Below are 19134 nucleotides of genomic sequence, written 5' to 3'. Positions count from 1 at the left end.
TGTGCGGGAGCTGCGACAACTGGAACGAAAGATGAAATGAGGAAGTCTACATGTTCCACAGAGCGGCGTTGGACATAAGCGATAGACACAAAAAGCCAGACCCCAGATTTTACAGTTGTGTACGGTTTGTCGCCGACAGTTGCACTCCTGCTGTTTTCTACCTCAACGAAGAATGGTTAAAGCACCGGAATTTGGAAGACGCAGGGATTAGCGTCGATGATCTTTTGCCGGCGCAGATCGAATTGTTGAAAAAGCGTAACCTCTACCCAGAGAAATCAAATGCCCCCCAGCAACCCGCTTTAGTCTACTTGGAGGAAGGGGCATGGGAAAAACCCGTAGACCCTGAGACGGGTGCAATGTCAGGCTTGGTTGTGCCTAATCGAGAGTTTGTCCTCTCCCCATCACCGTTAATCCATAAAGCGCACTTAGCGGACAACGGGCTTAACGCGCAAACTGCTATTCTTTGTCTAGCCTCGGTCGGGTTAGATGTCATGCTGCCGAATGTGTCCTTTGACTTACTCGCAGATGAGGAAATCAAAAGGATGAAAGAAGAATTTCGTGACGAACGACTACAGTATCTTGAGGTAGCGTCAGCTCTAGCGCAACAGGCATACGATAGGTTGAAAGAGGGTGATTATGAAGACGCACTGAGGTGGGCGGAAAGCGAGGTTGCTTTTAAATTGGCTCCCAAGGCCCGGCTCATTGAGGAGGCAGTATCTTCACACACCACTCGGCAGCTCCGAAAGGCTGGTTACTCGTTCTGGAAGGAAGGAGTACCCACCATTGGAGCAGCTTATCTGTCAGGCGGATTAGGGGCTGCTTCGTTGACGGCGGGAAAGGAGGCGCTCAGAACGCTAGTTGCGACGGTTAGCGCCAGCAAGGAGGAGCGATCCTTGCCTGAGGTAGCCTATGCCATGAAAATCAAGATGGCTGTCGATGACCGCCGTGCCTGAACTCGTAACGCATCACCGTAGAATAACCGCCCAAGGGAACGCTCCAAAGCTACTCTTACGGAACTATTCAAAGTCTTTCGCCAGCTTGAACAAATCTAATACCAAGCGCACCTAGTCCTGATTACTCTTTGTAATCACAATGGTTGGCGGCAAAAATGAGATTTTCCCTGCTACCTTCAAGATTTCCCCAGGCTACGATCGGATCATAAGGCTCGTTAGTGTTAATACGAAACTCAAAATCTGAAACCTCCAACAGCCATTTCTTAACGTACTCAGTTGGGATCGCAATACTGACTGCGCTTACACGCTTGTCCATCTCAAAGACATAGGGCCTATCGTACTGAAGGGCGAAAGCACTGGACTTCAACTCTACAGTATTCACAGCCTGCTTTACTGCTTCTAAAGGACCGTGAATCTCCATAGAGAGAAACAGCGTCCCAGGAACTTCCTCAATGCAGAACTGATTGATCTGCATTTCTCGCTCGTCATCGGCAACGGGACGATAGAAAGCTCTCCACCCTCGGAACCAATTGTCCAGTCGCCAGAATTTTTGTGGTTCAGGTTTCTTCCCGAGAAACGCTTGTATCGCTCTTGGTTCGCTTTTTTCGAAGTCAGTATTTTCTGTTCCAGGGTATCTCGAAATACCCCATCCATCGATATCTTCCCTTGAAAACCAAAGCATGTCTTCTGGTCGAGTTGCAGTCACAAATGCAGCCACCGCACCATGTGAAACGCCGTGTTGAAATGCATGTTGAGCAAGTAATTCGTTGCACTCTTGATCTGGCAAATCGTCCACCGCGCATGAGTGCTGACCAAACATACCAAAAGGTTCCATCGTTCGATATTGGCCGGCAATGAATACAACTGACGCACAAGCCGATGCGCAACTCGCACCATTTGGAATAATAGTATGAAATGGGCGATTTCTCAGAGCGGCCGACAAAATTAGCGCTTCCATCACACTTCCACCGGGACTGTCTAATAAGAGTATGGGTAGACCATGCGCCGCGGGTTCCGCAAATTCGGACAGCTCATTGAATTTCTTAGTTGTTCCATGTTCTATTCGGCCAGATAGTTTCAGCGCCTTGACGCCGTTCCACTCAACTATCGAGAGACCACCCGCGATGTGATTATTAGATTTCGGCACCTTGCCAGTTTGCGCTCCGGCAGCAGAAGCCAAAAGTGTCCAAAAAAACAATAGTATCGCTAACTTAGGGTATTCCAACGTGCTAGTACTCCTTCGTCGATCTCCAAGCCACAAGTTACTCTGCTATGTGAGTTTAACCGATGATTTCTTTGAGCCTGCTAAGACGTATTGACGACACCAATTTTCACACTGTGGTTTCACAGTGTAGCCGAGGCTTACACTAGAAACTGCCCTCCACGCCGATACTTCGGATACGTGATTGGCGCAGCACAGGCTTGCCTTCCTCCAACGCGCCTCCCGCGTCAGCCACACAGGCGACCCACCATGTTTGACACTTTTTTGCGAGTGCCAAAAAGCTAAATGGGACCACCTGTACTTTAGCAGTTCCGCTCTAGCGATACAGCCCGCACTAAGCGCACATCAACGTCGGTTTTTGATAGCCGATCACTGTAAAGCTATCTTGTGGATTTGGTTTCGCGAACAAAGTGTAAAGACACTCCGAATAAGTCGTTCCGCCGCCGTACGTGTAGGCAGTGGCGCTGTTTCCGTAGCCGTATACATTTGTTGTCGTTGGTGCCGTGTAAGACGTCGTGTTGCTCCACTGAAACGCAAAACGTCCATCTGGGAGCTTTACCACGTTATCTGGCCGACCGTAGTCGAGTATTACGTCTGTAATGTCTCGCCCGACATATGATTGCATTATTGACTCAGCGCAGCCCGAAAGCACTAGAAGTACCCCGGCGAAAACTAGTCGCTTGAACATTTTCCACTATCCCAAGTTTTGCTTTTTGCTTTTTGAAACCTGAAAGTAAGCAATATCGCAATAACTCTCAAACGGTTTCGAAGTGAGACTAACAATTGTTGATAAGCAGAGCCAAGCAGCAACTTGTCGCAATGGATACTTAGCAGCAAATCTCGAGTTGCAAAGATACTGGGGAACACCCTCAGTTAAGCCATTTTTCAGTGGGTTCGGGACTGAACTACGTTCCTCACAAAGCCCCTAAGCGTCTTATCTGGTTAGGTTACGCGCTTTCGATTGTTGATGCTGGCCAGCCGACGAATGTTGACCGTCGGTACATTTGAGTAGTACATCATCATCAAGGCGGCGCCTGGAAAGCGCTTTAAAAAAAGGACTTTTCGGTGAAGTCATGAGAGTTCGAGTCTCTCATCACCCACCATCCCAACCTCTTCTCCGTCTTCAGTATTTGTGCGGGTATGACCTGCCATTTCCGGCGCGCCCCCGACGCATGCACAAATCAAAATACTATTTTGGTTTGCCGGCAACCTCCTTTACTGTGGGTCAAAGCCAAAACGGGCTCACCGGAGGGACATCATGAAGACGGTACGGATCGCGAAACCCCTGATGCTTGGCCTGTCGCTGGCGATTTCAGCAGCGACATCGGCACTGTCTCAGCAATCCGACTGGTCCTATTCGGCCACGATCTACCTGTTCACCCCTGAAACCGAAGTGTCGCTGGACACACCCGCCGGAACCTTGGATGGCACGCTCAGCTTCTCTGACGCGCTGGAAAACCTAGACCTTGCTTTCATGGGCACGTTTGCCGCGTCGAACGGCCGTTGGTCGTTCCTTGCGGACTACAACTATACGAACCTGTCCTTCTCGAACGAGACTCCGGGACCGGCAAGTTCGGGTCTGGACACCTCGTTCAAAACCCAGTTCCTGAGTGGCTATGTCGGCTACCGCGTCCTCGAAACGCCAACAGCCAGCGTCGATCTGGCTGGCGGGTTCAGATGGTTCAGCACGGAAACAAAGTTCAACCTGTTGCCCGGAACAGCGCCCGGCAATCAGACCTCGGTCGACAGCAGCTGGACCGATCCGGTGATCGGCGTCCGTGCCCGGGTCGCGTTCTCGGACAAATGGTCGGGAACCGGGTTCCTGGATTATGGCGGGTTCCGCAGCGACAGCGAAACCTGGCAGGTCCTGCTGACTGCGGACTATGCGATCAACGACCGCTGGCTGCTACGTGGCGGGTACCGCTACATTTCCTTTGATCACGACATCAATGGCAATGACTTCAGCTTCCACCAATCCGGCCCGGTGATTGGCGCAACCTACCGATTCTAGGGCATTTGCCACCCACTAGGTGACGTTCGACATCCAAAGTCCGTTCCTAATAAATATCACCCCATTGTAATAAAACGATAATATTTTCGGTGCGTCATTCTCTTTTCCGGCCCCACGACACCTAGATTCTGTCTTGCGACATTTGTGAACCGTTCGTTTTCTTCGATATTCTCAAGAAAAAAGCCGCTCATCCCTGAGCGGCTTGAATAGCTTTGATCTTGGCGGGTTATCTCTGCCGCGGTTTCCTGCGGGTCTGCCGTGATTCTTTGATGTGTCTGTCCATCGCAATCGTCGTATCGATGCTTCGCCAATCATGGCTGAGGAAGGGATTAAGCGCATCATCGCAGTTCATCCTTTCGTAGTATCCCTCCGCGAAATGCTCGATACCGAGCCTTTGGCTCTCGTATTTCTTCGTAATGCCAGTCGCACCGATAAACAATTCGATCGCCATGCCAAAACGCTGTGCCGATGCATGCATCAGGATCTTGATAAACTCGCTTTCGTCCAGCAAGCCGTCATCTTCAAGCCCCGCTTTCTCCAACAGTTCTTTGATGGAGCGTTTGATTAGCGGACCGTCTTTGCCAAAGGTCATCGGAAGAACCTCGATCGGCTCGACCCGACGTAGCAATGTCCCATCCTGATTGATGATTGTTTTTGCTTCCATTGTGCCAGTAATGATTACTGAAACTGGCCAAGCTTCTTTCTGCATGAAATTGCGGAACCTACCGGTAAAGTGCTTCATGCTATCGCTTGTCACATAGCGACCGCTGTCTTGAACCTCATCGAGATGAAGCGCTGCAATCCCTTTTTGTTGGAGCCTATTTACAACCAAACTGACAAGGTAGCCCTCATCACGACGAGCGGAGATCGGATAGCCCAGATCGTGCAAAATCAGTTCGCAGGTCTCTCTTACAGTTGCCCGACTTGGTACCGTGACACTCCAAATCAACGACCCGTATTTCAGCCCGCCTGTGGCATCGACGACTTCCTTGAATTCGGCGGCAATGCGCCTGACCATGCGCGTCTTGCCAATTCCCGGCGGACCGATCAACGCTGCGCCGCGCAATTCGGTATACCCGCGGCTAAGCCGCTTTTCCCGTTCGACCAAAACCTTAAAAATACGATCCCTGAATTTTTTGAAGTCCTCCGTTTCGAAAAACTCGGTTTCAAAGTCGATCTTTGACCGCGCCTTGCTTCTCAGTGCGGCGAATTTTTCTGCGTCGATTGTCGATGGCATGACTATCCCTCCCCTCACATCTACCGGGAGAATTTCTTGCTGGTCCGGAAACGATCAAGACTTCCGGGCTCGTCCGGGAGAACCACCGAGTTGACCCTGTGTTCGTCTCCGATGGCATCTTCCTGCGCCAATTCTCCTTCATCATGCATGTCATCGGCGGCAATCTCGAAGTCCCCGTGGACAGGATCTTGATATTCATCCCGTCCGACGAAAGGTTCCTCATTCGAGCCCTTTCCGAAAGACAACTCGAGGCTCGCACGATCCAATTCGGTTTGGGTGTAGCCGGTCATGCCCATGTCGTTGCCACGCATAATCTTGCCGACGAGTTCCGCGCGAAGCCGCTGTGCTTCGTCACGCGCGCCACTGCGACGTTGGCCGTCCAAAGCCGCCTCGGCACGCCTCAGCTGGCGTTCTTCCTGCCACTGCCGAAGGGTCTTCCCACGCAATGAGCTGTCCAATGCAGGAACGGAAATCGTATCACCATGACCCACTACGGAGATGGCACCCATGTCCATCGGATCGACGATGATTTCCACCGTTCCATCTGGAGCGGCGACCCGATCTGCTACCCGTGTTTTGCGATCGTTCCGAATAAATTCATTGAGGTAAGTCGTACCGGCGAAGCGAATGCATTCATGCGTTACCCTTGCAGTGGTCGAGAACCCACTAGCTTCACGAAGGTCCTGCGGACTTGGGATCTGCATTGGATCATAAGCGATATCCTGGGTCAGTTCTTCCCAAGCCGTCGCAGGCGTTTTCCATTCAGTCCCCGGTGCGGCGTGTTGTGGTACTCGGCGATAAAGATGACGAAGAGCAGGTCAAGCGCATCATCCGTGACGCACGCCTCTTCGTGTGGTCTTCGATCGTTCAGTTTCGATGGCATAAAAGCCTTGAGTTGTCCGCAAATTGTGATGGTCACTCATACGAGGCGAAGCTGCTGCTTCGAAATCGGCAACCAAATGGCATAAACGGCCGATTCTGTTGGAAAAGACCTGTTCGCGAGCGCGGAACCCCGGCCCGCAGGCAAAGGTTCCTTTTGACGCATTCAATCGAAGGTCAGGCTCCTTCAAGACCCGTCGGCACCTGCCCGGGGTTTAGACTGAGAATTCAGCCCTGGTAAGGAATGGTGCCGAGGCCGCATGCTTTCTCAGTTCTTCAAGAGATGAATACAGCGGCGTTGACGGATCAATTCTCGCTTGGGCACGGCTTCTGAAGAATTTCGCATACTCTTCCACGTAGGGACGGTCCTTTCGCGGCATGTCCGCGAGATGATTGATCAGGAAATTGTCATAGTGGTGAACCGCATCTGCAAACCTTTCCTGCCGATGCCGCGCCATTGCGCGAAACAGTTCCGCCTTGGCCATGAAATATGGTTGCGCTTGGAACCCATCCAAGCGGTCAAGAACAGCCGGGTAATCCCCAGCCTGCATTGACTTCACAGCCTTGTGGAAGACACCCGCGGCTCTGATATTCCGGAATAGTTTCAAATGGCCGCCCCCACCAGTTTCGCCCTTGGTCTTTCCGAATGGCTCTATTCACCAAGCTCACTGATTTCGCGCCGTATCGACCATTCAATCAGCTCGGCCCAAAGCTTGCGCGCGAGGTCCGGGTCCAGACCCTTTTCGGACGCGGTTGAGCCAACTTTGTCCAGCACCTCAGCCACACGATCTGTGGTACGCGCCGGCAGACCTTCGATTTTCTTGAGGTCCACTGCCCGGTCGATATAGAGGCTTCGCGTGGCGAGCAGGTTTATGAGTTCGACGTCGATTGCGTCGATTTGCGCGCGAAGATCGGTCATGGTCTGGCAGGCCTTGGGCGCGATGAGGGTCGTCATGTTTTGAATTCCTTTGGTTTTTATTGAATTTAGCCCAGAAGTTTACAGAGGAGTTTGACGGCACGTTCAGACCGTTCTTGGCAAAAGGTTCTCGATGGACTCGGCAGGCGCCCGATGACGCGCCTGACCTGTTGATCGCCAATCAAGAGATCGAGATAGAGCGCCACAGCCTCGCCAGAGTGCTCAAAGTTGAGCACGCCCTCCTCCCGGGCGCGCAGAAACACCTGTTCCAAAAGCGGGAACACCGCCTCGCGTCCCGCCTTTGACAGCGCGGCGCCCAATTCTCCGCTACTGTCTGCCGCCGCTGCCCGGTTCAGTGCAACGGCCCTGTCTCCAGTGAGCAGGGTCAACAACTTCGGGCCAAGCGTGCGCAGGATGGACAGCGCGTCGTGGTCGGTCTCCAATTCCGATGCGAGATGGTCTTTCACCTCTTCCGCATTGCGCGCGACAAGGGCCTGAAACAAGCCCTGCTTGTCGCCATACCATCTGTAAAGCGTCTCGTTCGACGCCCGCGCCTGTTTCGCAATGTCCCGCATCGATGTGCCGCCGTAGCCCTTGGCCTCCAACACCTCATAGGCGGCGTCTTCGATCTGTCGCTGGCGCAGTGATCTCTTTTCTTTGCGCATTCATGTCTCCTGCGTGTTGACATAGTCCGTAACGGCAATTACGGATATTTGCAACCGTAACTGAAATTACGCTTTTGGAGGAAAAATGTCTCACCACGACCGACAGGCCCTTGCAGCACTGGCCACGCTGATCCTGCTGCAACTCATCATGCTTTCCGCGCTTTATGCCGGCATCCGGCCCCATCCGCCGATTGCGACTCCGCTGTTTGGCATCGCCCCGTTTCTTGGCGCTTCGGTATCAATCGCGCTGTCGGCAATGATCGTGCAGCCGCTCACGAACGCTGTCGGGCGTGGCCTGAGCGTGATGGCTGCGCTGATGGCGCTGGTATCGTTCGGGCCGCAGAAGTATTTCGACGCGCAGTTCGCATTGATCTGGCCCGCCGTGGTGCTCGGGCAGTTTGCAGCCATCGTGATCTTTGTCCGCGTCCTAAATGCGTCCCGTCAAGCTGATGAAACACGCCAACGCCCGGCCGCACCTACGGGACAGGTTTGATGGCCCGACTACTCGTGCCGATCTCGATGCTCTCCCTTTTGAACATCGGCGCTGTTTTCGGCTTCTTCTATGCTTGTTCTATGCTTGGGTCTGCTCGACCATGTGGGCCTCGATGCGACCGACCCCCGAATCGCAATCACGGCAATCCAGGCGATGAACGCCTCTGTTCGGAATCCGGTGTTCTTCCCGGCCTTCTTTCTGACACCGGTCATGCTGATGCTGACCGCGTTTGTCGCGGTCCGACAGGAAAGGACGAGGTCAGCCGCTCTCTTCGCGGCAGGGGCTGTCGCGTATTTCATCGGGGCATTTCTGGTCACGGTTTTGATCAACGTGCCGATGAATGAGGCCCTTGCAACAGTGCCGGTACCGACGGACAGGGCGGACGCCGCCCAAATCTGGAAGGACTATTCCGCGCCGTGGCAGATCTGGAATACGACCCGAACCCTTGTCAGCGGACTGGCCCTGATCCTGACCGGCCTCGCAATTCATGCCCTGAAACCGGAGACGACCTGATGGAAATTTCGATTGTGACATTCGCCCTGTTGGCCTTGGTCGTCGTGATGACACCCGGACCGACGGTTTTGCTGGCCCTGTCCAACGGGTCTCGCTACGGCCTTGTGTCCGCGGGCTATGGGATCGCGGGCGCCGCACTCTCCGACGGTGTTCTGATCGCCGCGGCTGGTCTGGGGTTGGGCGCGATACTAGCCACATCCGCGGTTCTGTTCACCGTCGTGAAAATGATTGGCGTCGGCTATCTTATGTGGCTCGGCGTTCAGATGTTGCGGTCCTCGGGGGAGTTGGGATCTTTTCCGGCGCACTCGAATAGACAAATCTCGGGCGTAACCGGGCGCAGACTGACACTGTTCCGCAAGAGCTTTCTGGTCGCCGTTACGAACCCCAAAGGCTACCTGTTTTTCACTGCGTTCCTGCCGCAGTTCCTTGACCCGTCCGAACCGCTTCTGGCGCAATACGCCCTGCTCGCTCTCGTCTTCATCGCGGTCGACGTGGCCACTATGGCGGCCTATGCCGGTCTTGGGGCAAAGGCGATGCAATTTCTGAGCCACCGGGGCGCGCGCTGGATCGACCGGACCTGTGGAGGGTTGCTCATCACCCTGGGTTGTGCCCTGACATTTGTGCGGCGCAGCAATGAGTGACTACTTCACGATTTCTCGCATGACCTGCAGTCATGCGCTGTTTGGCAACGGTGGAGCCCGGCCCAGACCTGCCGTTCACTCGTAGCACGGCATGCTGCCGTGCGGCTAATCGCAAACTGCCATGGAGTGAGGCATGCCGTTCATTCGAGGCGCATGTTTCAACGTAATTTCTATGGATTTGTGTTTGGCCGATAGAAGGCAGAGCGTTCTCCGTCGACCACAAAATACCGGAGTTCCAAGGCCGGTGCCTCATGCACAACCTGCCGCCAACTCTTGCATCCATACTTGGAAGGCAGTTGCTGGGGATGCCGTACGGTGATCCATTTCACAGCCTCTGCCAGCGAGGCCCATCCATCTCCAGCCAATTCCTGGAATGCCTCTCGCAAAGCATTTACTATGCCCGAGGCACACCAGTTTACGGATCCGTCGGAAGAAATACCATTGATGAAACAGTCTCTGAAGGCTTGGGTCTGCATGACTTCCGCCGCCGCCAAGCGTAGCTTTTCCATATCTTCAACCCATTCCCGAAGCTGTGTGAGGTGCCTGTCGATGCTACTGTAGGCCGCCACCAAGGCATCTTGCGCTCCACGGCATCCATCTGAGCTCCCGATGTCGTGTTGGTCTATGAAATGATGAACAAGATTGTTCCTCAGATCGACCATTTCCCTCAGTTCACGCTCTAATCGCGCGAAGTCTGTAAACGGATAGCGAACCGTCATATACATGGCGAACGACACAGGGGCCTCAGGCGTGTCGGTCATCGCGTCTTCAGTCGGCTTGATTTCATCTGGCACAACATACGATCCGATGAGCTCGCTAACTAAGGAGCCGAGTGTCTTGCGGGCCGTGCCGTCAATTCGTGCAGTGCGAACCCGCTCCAAGTCATGAATCGGTCCTGAGAGGCTATGATGCGCGACCAAGATCTTGATCAGCCGCTCATACTGCTGCAGCCACAACATACACCGCCCCAGCAATCGCTGAACTTCTTGCTGTAGCTGAGGCAAGTCTTCGTCATTCAATGACGTCAAGGCACTATCCTAGTTCGTTTAAGTTGAGCGCAACTATATCGCAATGTTGCAGAATGTCTTGCCCGGCATGAAAGGCGTTTAGAAGGTTTCGGCCCAGACCTGCCGTTCACTCGTAGCACGGCATGCTGCGGTGCGGCCCGCCGAACCTGATATTCGCTGCTACGGCTAAATCTGCGGATTGGCGAATTACACAGTGCGGACCCAACCGCCGGTGCCCGGCTATGGGTGAAGGCCGGCTTTGGATAGCCGTGTCCAATTAAAACCCATCAATAGGACCATTCTCACAGCCAAGGTCGTCGAAACGGACTTGAGTATTGTGGCCGAACTGGCAGCATAGATCAATGGAACAGAAACCTCCGGCCAGATCGGCAGAAAATCTGACAACGGTCGAGGACGCGTTGGGTAGCACATCATCCCTCATGATCCCTCATGGTGTATGAAAATTTTTTCAGGTTGCAATTCGAAATCTGGGCTTGTCTCATGCGAGAGTGTCAGCGCGTGTCGAAAGGCTGACGAGATCAGAACCAACTCGAGATGCGGAACAGCCGAGTGGACACCGTCGAAATCAAATCCTTGTATCGAGCCTCGGGCACATCGCTTGCACCGAAGCTGCGCAGATTACCTGCAATGGTAGCTCTCTTTGCAGCCACCATTGCACCACCTGCCAAAGCTCAGGAAGACCTCAGCGAGATCAACAACGGAACAAATCCAACGCTGCTCACGACGCAGTTTGGGCTTCAGTATCAGTTCAACCAGATCAATTCCGACCTGAACACCGGTCTGTTCGAGGCCTTCTATACGCAGCCTTTTGGTGAGGGTGGGAAACGGGCCTTCCGGATCACCGTGCCCGGATCGGACAGCCCGTTCAACGCAAACCCCATCTTCGGCGGAAAGCCAGGGGTTGAATTCACGCTGGGCGACATCAGCGTTACCTACATTGACGTTTTTTACCTTACCGAGAAAAACGGGGCCGCTTTCACTTTTGAACTGTTTCTGGACACAGCAGAAACCGAAGCCGCCGGCTATGGTCAATTTGCCGGTGAAACCTCGGCCTTCTACGCGTGGTTTCTCAACAACGGAGCAATTTTCGCCCCGGCCTGGGTTCAGACATTCGGACTGGAGGGCGGAAATGATCAAGGTCAGAATGTGAACACGACCACGATCGACTTCTACTATGTTCCCAAGCTGAAAAATCCGCGTTTCTACCTGACCTTCGATCCGGCCATCATCCACGATTGGGAAACGGACGCGACGTTCGGCAGCCTACAGGTGACCGCGGGCATGCTGACGGGCAAGGCATTTGGCGGTGACGGTCAAGTGTTCATCAAGCCTGGCATTCTGTTTGGCGGCGACAGGCCGGCAGAGTGGTCTGTCCAGGTTGGATACAAGGTGCTGAACTTCTGATGCGGGCGATGTCGCTGTTGACTTCTTGGGTCTGTTCACGCCCTCATGTGACTGAACATTTCAGTGCCGCGGGAGCACAAGAAAACCCAGCGGGTCCACTCACCGCGATCCGCAATTTTTGAAAACCCAGGCTGCGCACCCAAAAAACAGGTTTGCGCGACCAAAACCAAATTCATTCATCGCTTGAAAATGAGGATGTACATCATGACCAACAGAACACTCACCTATCTGCTCTGCACGACGCTCGCCGCGACTCCGGTCAGCGTTCTGGCGCATGAGGCCAACCATGAGGTCGTCCCGGCCGGTGTCGTCGGTGAAATTGAAACCACCAACGTAAAGATGAAATTCGACAATGTCCTGATCAGGGGCGCACAGGTCTTCAACGGGTGTGACGAAGAACTCGCGGATGTTGACGTTCTGGTTTCCGGTCAGTTGATCTCCGCCATTGGTTCCGATCTTGAGGCACCCGAAGGCGCTTTCGAGATCGATGCCGAGGGCTATACGCTCATCCCGGGTCTCATCGACAACCACTGGCATGGGGTCTTTGCCGAGGCGACGATCGCGCAACTGGCCCTGACGGGCGAGGGCTACTGGAACCTTCTGGCCGCCAAGGCCCAGAACAACGCGCTGTCGCGCGGGTTCACAACAGTGCGTGACGTGGCCGGACCGATGTTCGACATCGCACGTGCAACGAACGAGGGGCTGATCGACGGGCCGCGGGTCTTTCCATCAGGGCCAGCCTTGTCAATCACCGCCGGCCACCAGGATTTCCGCATCACCCGGGACGTGCCAACTCCGCTGGGTGAGTTGCACTCTTTCGAAGAAGGCAACATGTTCTATCTCGCGGATGGCGTTCCGGCGGTTCTGAAGCGCGTCAGGGAAAACCTGATGCAGGGGGCTACCCATATCAAATTAATGGCGGGTGGCGGCGTGACATCGTCCTATGACCCGATCCATGTCATCCAGTTCACCGACGAGGAATTCCAGGCCGCCGTCGAGGCGACCGAAGCCTGGGGCACCTATGTGACGACCCATGCGATCAATGATGAAGCGGTTCGGCACTCAGTCGAGAATGGCGCGCGTAGCGTCGAACACGGCCACATGGCCACCCGTGAGACCCTGCAGATGATGAAGGACAAGGATGTCTGGCTCAGCATGCAGCCGTTCATGGATGATGAAGACGCACCGGCTCTGAACGAGTTCCAGAAGGCCAAGTACAAGTTTGTCACCGATGGCACCGACTTCGTCTACAAGACCGCCAAGGAACTGGGTATGAAGATCGCCTTCGGCACCGATACGCTGTTCAGCGCGGACCTCGCGAAACGCCAGGGCGCGGTGCTGGCCAAGATGGAACGTTGGTTCACGCCGTATGAAACGCTGAAAATGGCAACTTGCGACAATGCCGAACTGCTGAAGATGTCGCAAAAAGTGACCCCTTATCCGCTCGGCCCGCTCGGCGTGATCGAGGAAGGCGCCTATGCGGACATGATCCTCGTCAACGGCAATCCTCTGGAGGATCTGCAACTGATCAGCGATGCCAAGGCGAACTTCGGCATGATCATGAAGGACGGCACCATCTACAAGTTCGACATGGAGTGACCGGTCATGCGTGGCCGAACGCTGACTACCTTTGCTTTCGTCCTCGCGGCTTCGGTCGCGGGGGCGCGGGACGCCCCCCGGTCCAATCATCATAATACACGCAAATGTCCATGACGGGTTGTCCGCGAAGATGATCGACATCACCAGTTTCGTAACCGACGGAGACCTGATCATGGTTGTCGTCAACCCTCTCGAGGATTTGAGGCTGGCCGCCAACCCGTGGGGAAACATTGATCTGATCATGATGGGCAGCGTCAACTTCAAGAACGCGGTGTGACATGGAAAGGCCTGCTATGGACGCGCAACAAGTCATCACCTTTTTCAGGCATATGGTGCTTTTGCTATTGCTTGCGCTGGGGCTGCACCCTTCGGCCGCGCTGGCCAATGAGCCCCCGCATGTAGATTGGCATGATCTGGCGCCGTCAACGGCGCCTTATGACGATCCGTTCCTCGAGATGTCCTACAAGCAGAAGGATGACCTGCGAACGATCCTGGATGCCGCGCGCCGCGTGGATGACGCCGAACTCGGCCAGCGGGCACAGGAGGCCCGTGTGCGGCTGCGCGACCAAGGCTATGACGCGGACGAGCTTTTGACCCAGCGCCTTGTGGTGATGGAGAAACGGCGCGAAGAGGCGACCGGCGTAACCGGGCAGTATCTCGGGCGCGAAGTTTCGCTTGATGGATACGTCCTGCCGCTGCGCGGGGATAAAGGGCGCGTATTCAGTTTTTTGCTGGTGCCGTGGGTGGGGGCCTGCATTCACACGCCGCCGCCGCCGCCCAACCAGATGGTCCGTGTCGATGTGCCTGAAGGCATCGAAATAGACGAAGCGTTTCACGCAATTCGGCTGCGCGGCGTTCTGGAACATGAACCGTCTGTCAGCAATCTATTCCTCGTCGATGGGCAGAGGATGGTCGAAGCATCCTACTCATTGAAAGAGGCACAGATTTGGGGCGTACCGGGTGAAATCAAGGCGTCCGCCGCTGCGCCTGTTCAGGGAAATATCGTTGCGCGAACTCAGGTCTGGATCAGCAATCTCTTCACAACATCAATGACGTCGATGGATCAGGGCAAGTCGCTGGCGACGGTAGCGTTCGCTCTTCTTGTCGCGTTTCTTTATGGGGTCCTGCACACGCTTGGGCCGGGGCACGGCAAGGCCGTCGTGATTTCCTATTTCGTCGGTGAAGGGGGTAACCTGCGCCGCGGTGTTGGGATGGGGGTTCGCATCGCCATCGTACACGTGTTTTCGGCCGTTGCGGCTGTATTCCTGCTCGACCTTGCGATCCGGCAAACCACCGGCGGGGCACCCTCCGATTACAGGCTCATCCGGCTGGGCAGCTATGCGCTGATCATTGCAATTGGCCTTTTGATGCTTTGGAAAAGCCTTCGGACAATTCATGACCTCCGAAGAACGGCCTCGGCGACCCATGAACACGGTCCGCATCACACGCACCCGCATGACCACAATACCCACAGCGGCTGCGCTGCCTGCGCAATTGCCGAAAAATCGTCCAGCCGATCCGACGGATGGCTTGCTACTGCAGTGGGCATTGTGCCTTGTACCGGCGCGCTGATCGTAATGCTGTTCGGGTTTGCAAATGACCTTGTATTGCCTGCGATCGCCATGGTGGCCGCGATTTCGCTGGGCATGGCGATCTCTATGTCTCTGATCGGCGTCGCGGCCATCTGGGGGCGCGCGAAGGTTGCGCAGCGGATCGGTGCGAATGCAGCCACCCACCAACGCTTTGAAAGCGTTGCCCAAGTCGCCGGTGCGACCTGTGTGACCGTGGTCGGAGTACTTTTGTTCGTCACATCATGGAGTGCGCCCGTTCAACCGCTCGCATCCCAGATTGGCCCGGCGGAGAAACTACAAGAAAAGACTTTGTCGGCTCTTAGGGATTGAAAGCCGAGAAGGCCTTTCTGGGTGTGCCTTGTACGCACTATCTCTGGGCAGGACGGGCCACAGGTCGCGGGAATGAAGGTCCCCTTTTGCGATCTCCTCTGTTACACGCTGCACGGCCGCGAATTCACACTTTCCGCCCGTTCCGGTGCCCATCCATATTCGGGCTGGATCTATGCCTTCGAAGTCATACTCCGGGTTTCCGCGAACCTGCGGTTCCTTCGGCATCGGGAATGGATAGTTCAGGGGCGCGGGCGACCTCAGATCGAGCACCGCTGCGCGGGGGCGGCTATGCGGCCGCGACCCGGATGTACTTCTCATGATTCCTGCCCCAGACTCTTCGCAGGAGAACTCTCCCAGACGCACGCCTCACGCAGATAGGAGATGGGTTCATCCATCAACTCCCCGGCATATCCGATCGAAACGTTGCGAATGTCCGTGCCGTGGACGTGCCCGCGGAGCCTGCGGTGCGAATGGCCGAAGAACCAGGCCTCTGGCCGGAAACGTTTCAACAGGTCGCTCAGGTCGGAATGGAAACTGGCCGTCAGACCATCGATCCTGCCTGCGACGGCCGGGTGCGGACCGTGATGGGTGACGACAACGGTGCACCCGGCGGCACCCGCGGGGTGCGGTTCACCAAGAGCACTCTCGAGCCAGGCGCGGTGGTCAAGATGGGCGTTCAGGGTGTCGATGGGCCGGATCCGCCGGGGCGGGCGGATGGTTCCGTCCTTGGCAAGGAACAGCTGCGGATCCTCCGGCGCCGTGATCAGATCGTAGTCGCGCATCACCCGCCGGGCCATCCGCATCGCGCCCGGCCGATTCTGCGACAGGGCAAAGTCGGTCCAGAGCGTGCAGCAGAGCAGGCGCGTGTGGCCATGCTGCAGAACCTGTTTCTGAACGAACTGCGCCCCGGCCTTTCGAGCCGCATCCGCCAGGTACGGATCGTCGTCAAAGCAGCCGTGGTAGCAGTCGTGGTTGCCGGGCAGCGCATAGATCTGCTGCGGCGGAAAGAAGGTGGAGAGGTACTGAAACACATCGGCCCAGTTTCGCGCAGGGCCATTGGTCAGGTCGCCCGCGAGGATGAGCGCATCGGCCTCCCAAACGATGTCCTCGAGCCCCCAGGTCTTGATCGGATCGAGCCCATGGCGCTGATAGCCGTCGAAATGCAGATCACCAAGAACCACAAGGGTACCGGTCTGATACGGAATGGTCACATGGGTCACGGCGGTCGCCTCAGTGCAGCACGGGGTGCTTCGCCAGCGCCTCGGCGCGGTCGAGCATCCGGGCGACGGTGCGCAGGCTCAGGCGGCGGTGGGACAATGCGCCGGTCTCGAAGATGGCGGCGAGGGCGTCGACAGCAGGCGCGGGAAGTCGCCGCCGGGCGGCTTCGTTCATGGCGAAGTCCCTCAACTGCCCCGTGGTCAGATCCGGCAAGTCCAGCACCACGCAGCGGCTCTGGAATGGTTCCGGCAGGCCCTGCCGGCTGTTCGCCGTCATCACCCAGTTGACCCAGGACATGTCCATCTTGACCTGGAAGAACGGGCATTCCCAGGTCGCCGCCGTCATCCGCTCCAGCAGCGGCAGTAGCGCATCCGTCAGCGTGTGCCGCGTGCCTTTGTTGGAGCGGACCTCGTCGGCCTTCTCGATCTCGTCGATGATCACCAGCGGCCCGCCATGCCGGTGGGTCAGGACCGTGTTGACCAGCTTGCCCGCATGGGCGCTGCCCCAGCCGCGCTGGGATCCGGTGAGCGCGAACGACGCCGGCTCGCCCGTTGCGTCAATCTTTGTCCCGGGCACCTCCAGATGGTGGGCCAGTCGCCGGGCCCAGAAACTCTTGCCGACGCCGGGCGGGCCGATCAGGACGAGCGGGGTGAACCGGACACCGGGCAGGCCTTCGCGTGCCGAGGCCCGCAGCCCGTGCCAGACGGCTTCGGTGGCGGGCGCTATCCAGGGCATCTCGGCGTGGAGCGCGGCGGCGATCTCGTCCGCCTCGTGTTCGGAGGTGACGCGGGTAACCGGCAGTCCGCCACGAATGGGCGTCAGCTTCGCACGGTTCTCCTCGCTGAGATCAGACAGGGCGTCCAGCCGCTGCACGTACCGGTGCGCGCGACGCCGGATCTTCCGCCGCTCGGCCTCATTCAGATAGTCGAAAAACTGATCCATCTTGTCGCGGCCGCCTTCATCGTCACCGGTCTGCGCCGCCTGGCGTTGCCTGCGGAGGCCGCGCAGAAATGTCTTCAGGCGCCGCTCGACCTCGTGCAGCGTCGGCAGGTCGTCTTCGAAACGCAGCGCGTGAAATGGAATCGTGGTCGTGGCACGGGGCATCGCAGAATCCTTTCGAGGCGCGACAGGGCTTGCCGCGCTGGTGTCCACACCGCCGGGGCGGGCGGGCTGATGGGTATGAAAGGTTCCGGAACCTGTGGAACGATTAGGGAACAACTAACGTGCTGTGTGTCAACGCATCCTGGTTGGGTTGCGCCATCGAACCCGGCCGGAATGAACGAACCGATGCACGACACACAAGTTGTTGAAAGAACTGCGCTAAAAGGAAGGTAGATTCGGGGGCAATTCAAAAAACCGTTTTTTGTCGCAAAAACGGACTTTGGATGTCAAACGTCAACTAGGATCAGGAACTGGCGATCCCGGAAGGACTCGAACCCTCAACCTGCTGATTAGAAGTCAGCTGCTCTATCCAGTTGAGCTACGGGACCGCTGGGCCCTTCTTGATCGGTTTAGAGCCGGGGTTCAAGAGCCAAGCGCATGAACGCGCTGTTGGGATCGTCGTGATACCCAAAGATCGGACCGCAATAGCTGTATCCCAACGCTTCATAGAGTTTGCGTGCGGCGTCGTACTCGGCCAGATGGGCCGCGCCGGTTTCCAGAACCAGAGCAGATATTCCGTCGGCGCGTGCGCATTCGGCCAGGTGGTTCATCATCGTCCGCGCCAAACCGCGCCCGCGCGCCTTGGCCAGGATATGGACCGACTTCACCTCGGCCGTCCCGTCCGGCAAAGCCTTCAATGCGCCGCACCCCACAAGCTCGTCGTCGTCGAACAGGGCCCAGAACCGAATATCCGGCCCAGAAAGCGCCTCGGCATCCATTGTGTGATTGCTTTCGGCGGGTCCCGCGGTTTCGCTGTGCGCGAAATGCGCCTCGACCACCGGCCGCAGGGCAGCCGAAGTCGGATCCGCTTCGCGGATGTCAATCATTCAGTGGGTCCAGGGACCGCGGCGGTCTGTTGCAAAATTCTCGCCATACCCGCGCTGGCGCAGGTTGGGTTTGCGCTTGTGCGGTTCGCTGACCAGAACTTCGATGCCATGATCCTTGGCATAGTCCAACGCTTCTTCCTTGGTGTCGAACTTCAGGCGAACCTGGGATTGCATGTCAGAAGACGATGTCCAGCCCATCAGCGGATCAACCTCGCGCGCCGACGCAGGCGCGAATTCCAAAACCCATTTGCGGGTCTTGGCCATACCCGACGTCATCGCATTTCTTGCAGGCTGGTAAATCCGTGCGCGCATGTCGCCTCTCCATACTCGGTTGGTCGCGACCGTTTATGCGTCAGAGTGCGGGCGGGGACAAGATTGCAAATGCCGCAGGGCCATGCAAATGACCGGCGCTGCAGGGGTTGCATGCGGACAAAATAAGAACAAATGTAAGAAGCCCAAGCGGAGC

20 protein-coding genes and 1 tRNA gene are annotated in these 19134 nt (G+C 56.3%); 9 read left to right on the top strand and 12 right to left on the bottom strand.

Annotated elements, in window-relative coordinates; translation table 11 throughout:
• The first annotated feature begins 50 nt into the window (after positions 1-50).
• Positions 51-953: a hypothetical protein gene (locus tag ACR0NY_RS17355; protein ID WP_170369635.1), complete on the top strand. Its 903-nt coding sequence runs from the start codon at positions 51-53 to the stop codon at positions 951-953.
• Between the two features lie 121 nt (positions 954-1074).
• On the opposite strand, the gene ACR0NY_RS17350 is transcribed toward ACR0NY_RS17355, so the two are convergent.
• A complete protein-coding gene (locus ACR0NY_RS17350; protein WP_174825054.1) occupies positions 1075-2178 on the bottom strand; it encodes a hypothetical protein in 1104 nt (367 codons plus the stop codon).
• 1255 nt (positions 2179-3433) lie between these two features.
• Here ACR0NY_RS17350 and ACR0NY_RS17345 point away from each other — a divergent pair.
• A complete protein-coding gene (locus tag ACR0NY_RS17345) occupies positions 3434-4186 on the top strand; it encodes an outer membrane protein (protein ID WP_170369637.1) in 753 nt (250 codons plus the stop codon).
• Positions 4187-4412: 226 nt separating this feature from the next.
• On the opposite strand, the gene ACR0NY_RS17340 is transcribed toward ACR0NY_RS17345, so the two are convergent.
• From ACR0NY_RS17340 to ACR0NY_RS17320, 5 genes are all read right to left on the bottom strand, one after another.
• A complete protein-coding gene (locus ACR0NY_RS17340) occupies positions 4413-5423 on the bottom strand; it encodes a TniB family NTP-binding protein (RefSeq protein ID WP_170369638.1) in 1011 nt (336 codons plus the stop codon).
• Between the two features lie 20 nt (positions 5424-5443).
• Complete coding sequence (locus ACR0NY_RS17335; protein ID WP_170369640.1) at positions 5444-6127, bottom strand: hypothetical protein; 684 nt, start codon at positions 6125-6127, stop codon at positions 5444-5446.
• 390 nt (positions 6128-6517) lie between these two features.
• Positions 6518-6910, bottom strand: a complete 393-nt coding sequence (locus tag ACR0NY_RS17330; protein WP_170369642.1) for an outer membrane protein assembly factor BamD — start codon at positions 6908-6910, stop codon at positions 6518-6520.
• A gap of 44 nt (positions 6911-6954) precedes the next feature.
• Positions 6955-7257, bottom strand: coding sequence for a chorismate mutase (locus ACR0NY_RS17325; RefSeq protein ID WP_170369644.1), 303 nt, complete (start codon positions 7255-7257; stop codon positions 6955-6957).
• A gap of 29 nt (positions 7258-7286) precedes the next feature.
• On the bottom strand, positions 7287-7883 hold the full coding sequence (locus ACR0NY_RS17320; protein WP_170369645.1) for a TetR/AcrR family transcriptional regulator: 597 nt from the start codon (positions 7881-7883) through the stop codon (positions 7287-7289).
• 85 nt (positions 7884-7968) lie between these two features.
• Here ACR0NY_RS17320 and ACR0NY_RS17315 point away from each other — a divergent pair, with 85 nt between their 5' ends.
• The 3 genes from ACR0NY_RS17315 to ACR0NY_RS17305 all read left to right on the top strand — a co-directional run bounded on the left by ACR0NY_RS17315 (position 7969) and on the right by ACR0NY_RS17305 (position 9530).
• A complete protein-coding gene (locus ACR0NY_RS17315) occupies positions 7969-8376 on the top strand; it encodes a hypothetical protein (RefSeq protein WP_170369647.1) in 408 nt (135 codons plus the stop codon).
• 69 nt (positions 8377-8445) lie between these two features.
• A complete protein-coding gene (locus tag ACR0NY_RS17310; RefSeq protein ID WP_254432975.1) occupies positions 8446-8889 on the top strand; it encodes an anthrone oxygenase family protein in 444 nt (147 codons plus the stop codon).
• The gene (locus ACR0NY_RS17305; RefSeq protein ID WP_217354972.1) at positions 8889-9530 is read left to right on the top strand and encodes a LysE family translocator; all 642 of its coding nucleotides are present in this window, start codon (positions 8889-8891) and stop codon (positions 9528-9530) included. The genes ACR0NY_RS17310 and ACR0NY_RS17305 overlap by 1 nt, the downstream gene beginning before the upstream one ends.
• A gap of 170 nt (positions 9531-9700) precedes the next feature.
• Here the strand turns inward: ACR0NY_RS17305 and ACR0NY_RS17300 are convergent, their stop codons facing one another.
• Positions 9701-10558, bottom strand: coding sequence for an OST-HTH/LOTUS domain-containing protein (locus ACR0NY_RS17300; RefSeq protein WP_254432976.1), 858 nt, complete (start codon positions 10556-10558; stop codon positions 9701-9703).
• Between the two features lie 549 nt (positions 10559-11107).
• On the opposite strand from ACR0NY_RS17300, the gene ACR0NY_RS17295 reads away from it, so the two are divergent.
• The 4 genes from ACR0NY_RS17295 (at position 11108) to ACR0NY_RS17280 (ending at position 15462) form a co-directional block, all read left to right on the top strand.
• On the top strand, positions 11108-11962 hold the full coding sequence (locus ACR0NY_RS17295) for a hypothetical protein (protein ID WP_170369649.1): 855 nt from the start codon (positions 11108-11110) through the stop codon (positions 11960-11962).
• A 204-nt stretch (positions 11963-12166) separates the two neighbouring features.
• A complete protein-coding gene (locus tag ACR0NY_RS17290; protein WP_217354973.1) occupies positions 12167-13561 on the top strand; it encodes a metal-dependent hydrolase family protein in 1395 nt (464 codons plus the stop codon).
• A gap of 130 nt (positions 13562-13691) precedes the next feature.
• Positions 13692-13838 (top strand): hypothetical protein, encoded by a 147-nt coding sequence (locus ACR0NY_RS17285; RefSeq protein ID WP_170342046.1) that lies wholly within the window; start codon positions 13692-13694, stop codon positions 13836-13838.
• A 16-nt stretch (positions 13839-13854) separates the two neighbouring features.
• Positions 13855-15462 (top strand): HoxN/HupN/NixA family nickel/cobalt transporter, encoded by a 1608-nt coding sequence (locus tag ACR0NY_RS17280; RefSeq protein WP_170369651.1) that lies wholly within the window; start codon positions 13855-13857, stop codon positions 15460-15462.
• Between the two features lie 314 nt (positions 15463-15776).
• On the opposite strand, the gene ACR0NY_RS17275 is transcribed toward ACR0NY_RS17280, so the two are convergent.
• The 5 genes from ACR0NY_RS17275 to ACR0NY_RS17255 form a co-directional block, all read right to left on the bottom strand.
• Complete coding sequence (locus ACR0NY_RS17275) at positions 15777-16682, bottom strand: metallophosphoesterase (protein ID WP_170369653.1); 906 nt, start codon at positions 16680-16682, stop codon at positions 15777-15779.
• A gap of 10 nt (positions 16683-16692) precedes the next feature.
• On the bottom strand, positions 16693-17784 hold the full coding sequence (locus ACR0NY_RS17270) for an AAA family ATPase (RefSeq protein ID WP_170369655.1): 1092 nt from the start codon (positions 17782-17784) through the stop codon (positions 16693-16695).
• Between the two features lie 309 nt (positions 17785-18093).
• Positions 18094-18170 (bottom strand) — tRNA-Arg (locus tag ACR0NY_RS17265).
• Positions 18171-18191: 21 nt separating this feature from the next.
• Entirely contained in the window at positions 18192-18668 is a 477-nt protein-coding gene (locus tag ACR0NY_RS17260; protein WP_170369657.1) for a GNAT family N-acetyltransferase, read from the bottom strand.
• Entirely contained in the window at positions 18669-18980 is a 312-nt protein-coding gene (locus tag ACR0NY_RS17255) for an ETC complex I subunit (RefSeq protein ID WP_170369659.1), read from the bottom strand.
• Positions 18981-19134: the final 154 nt, after the last annotated feature.

The organism is Ruegeria sp. BJ5 (genome assembly GCF_056537865.1).
The sequence above is the reverse complement of the archived record's forward strand: the minus strand, read 5'-3'. Positions and strand labels throughout refer to the sequence as shown.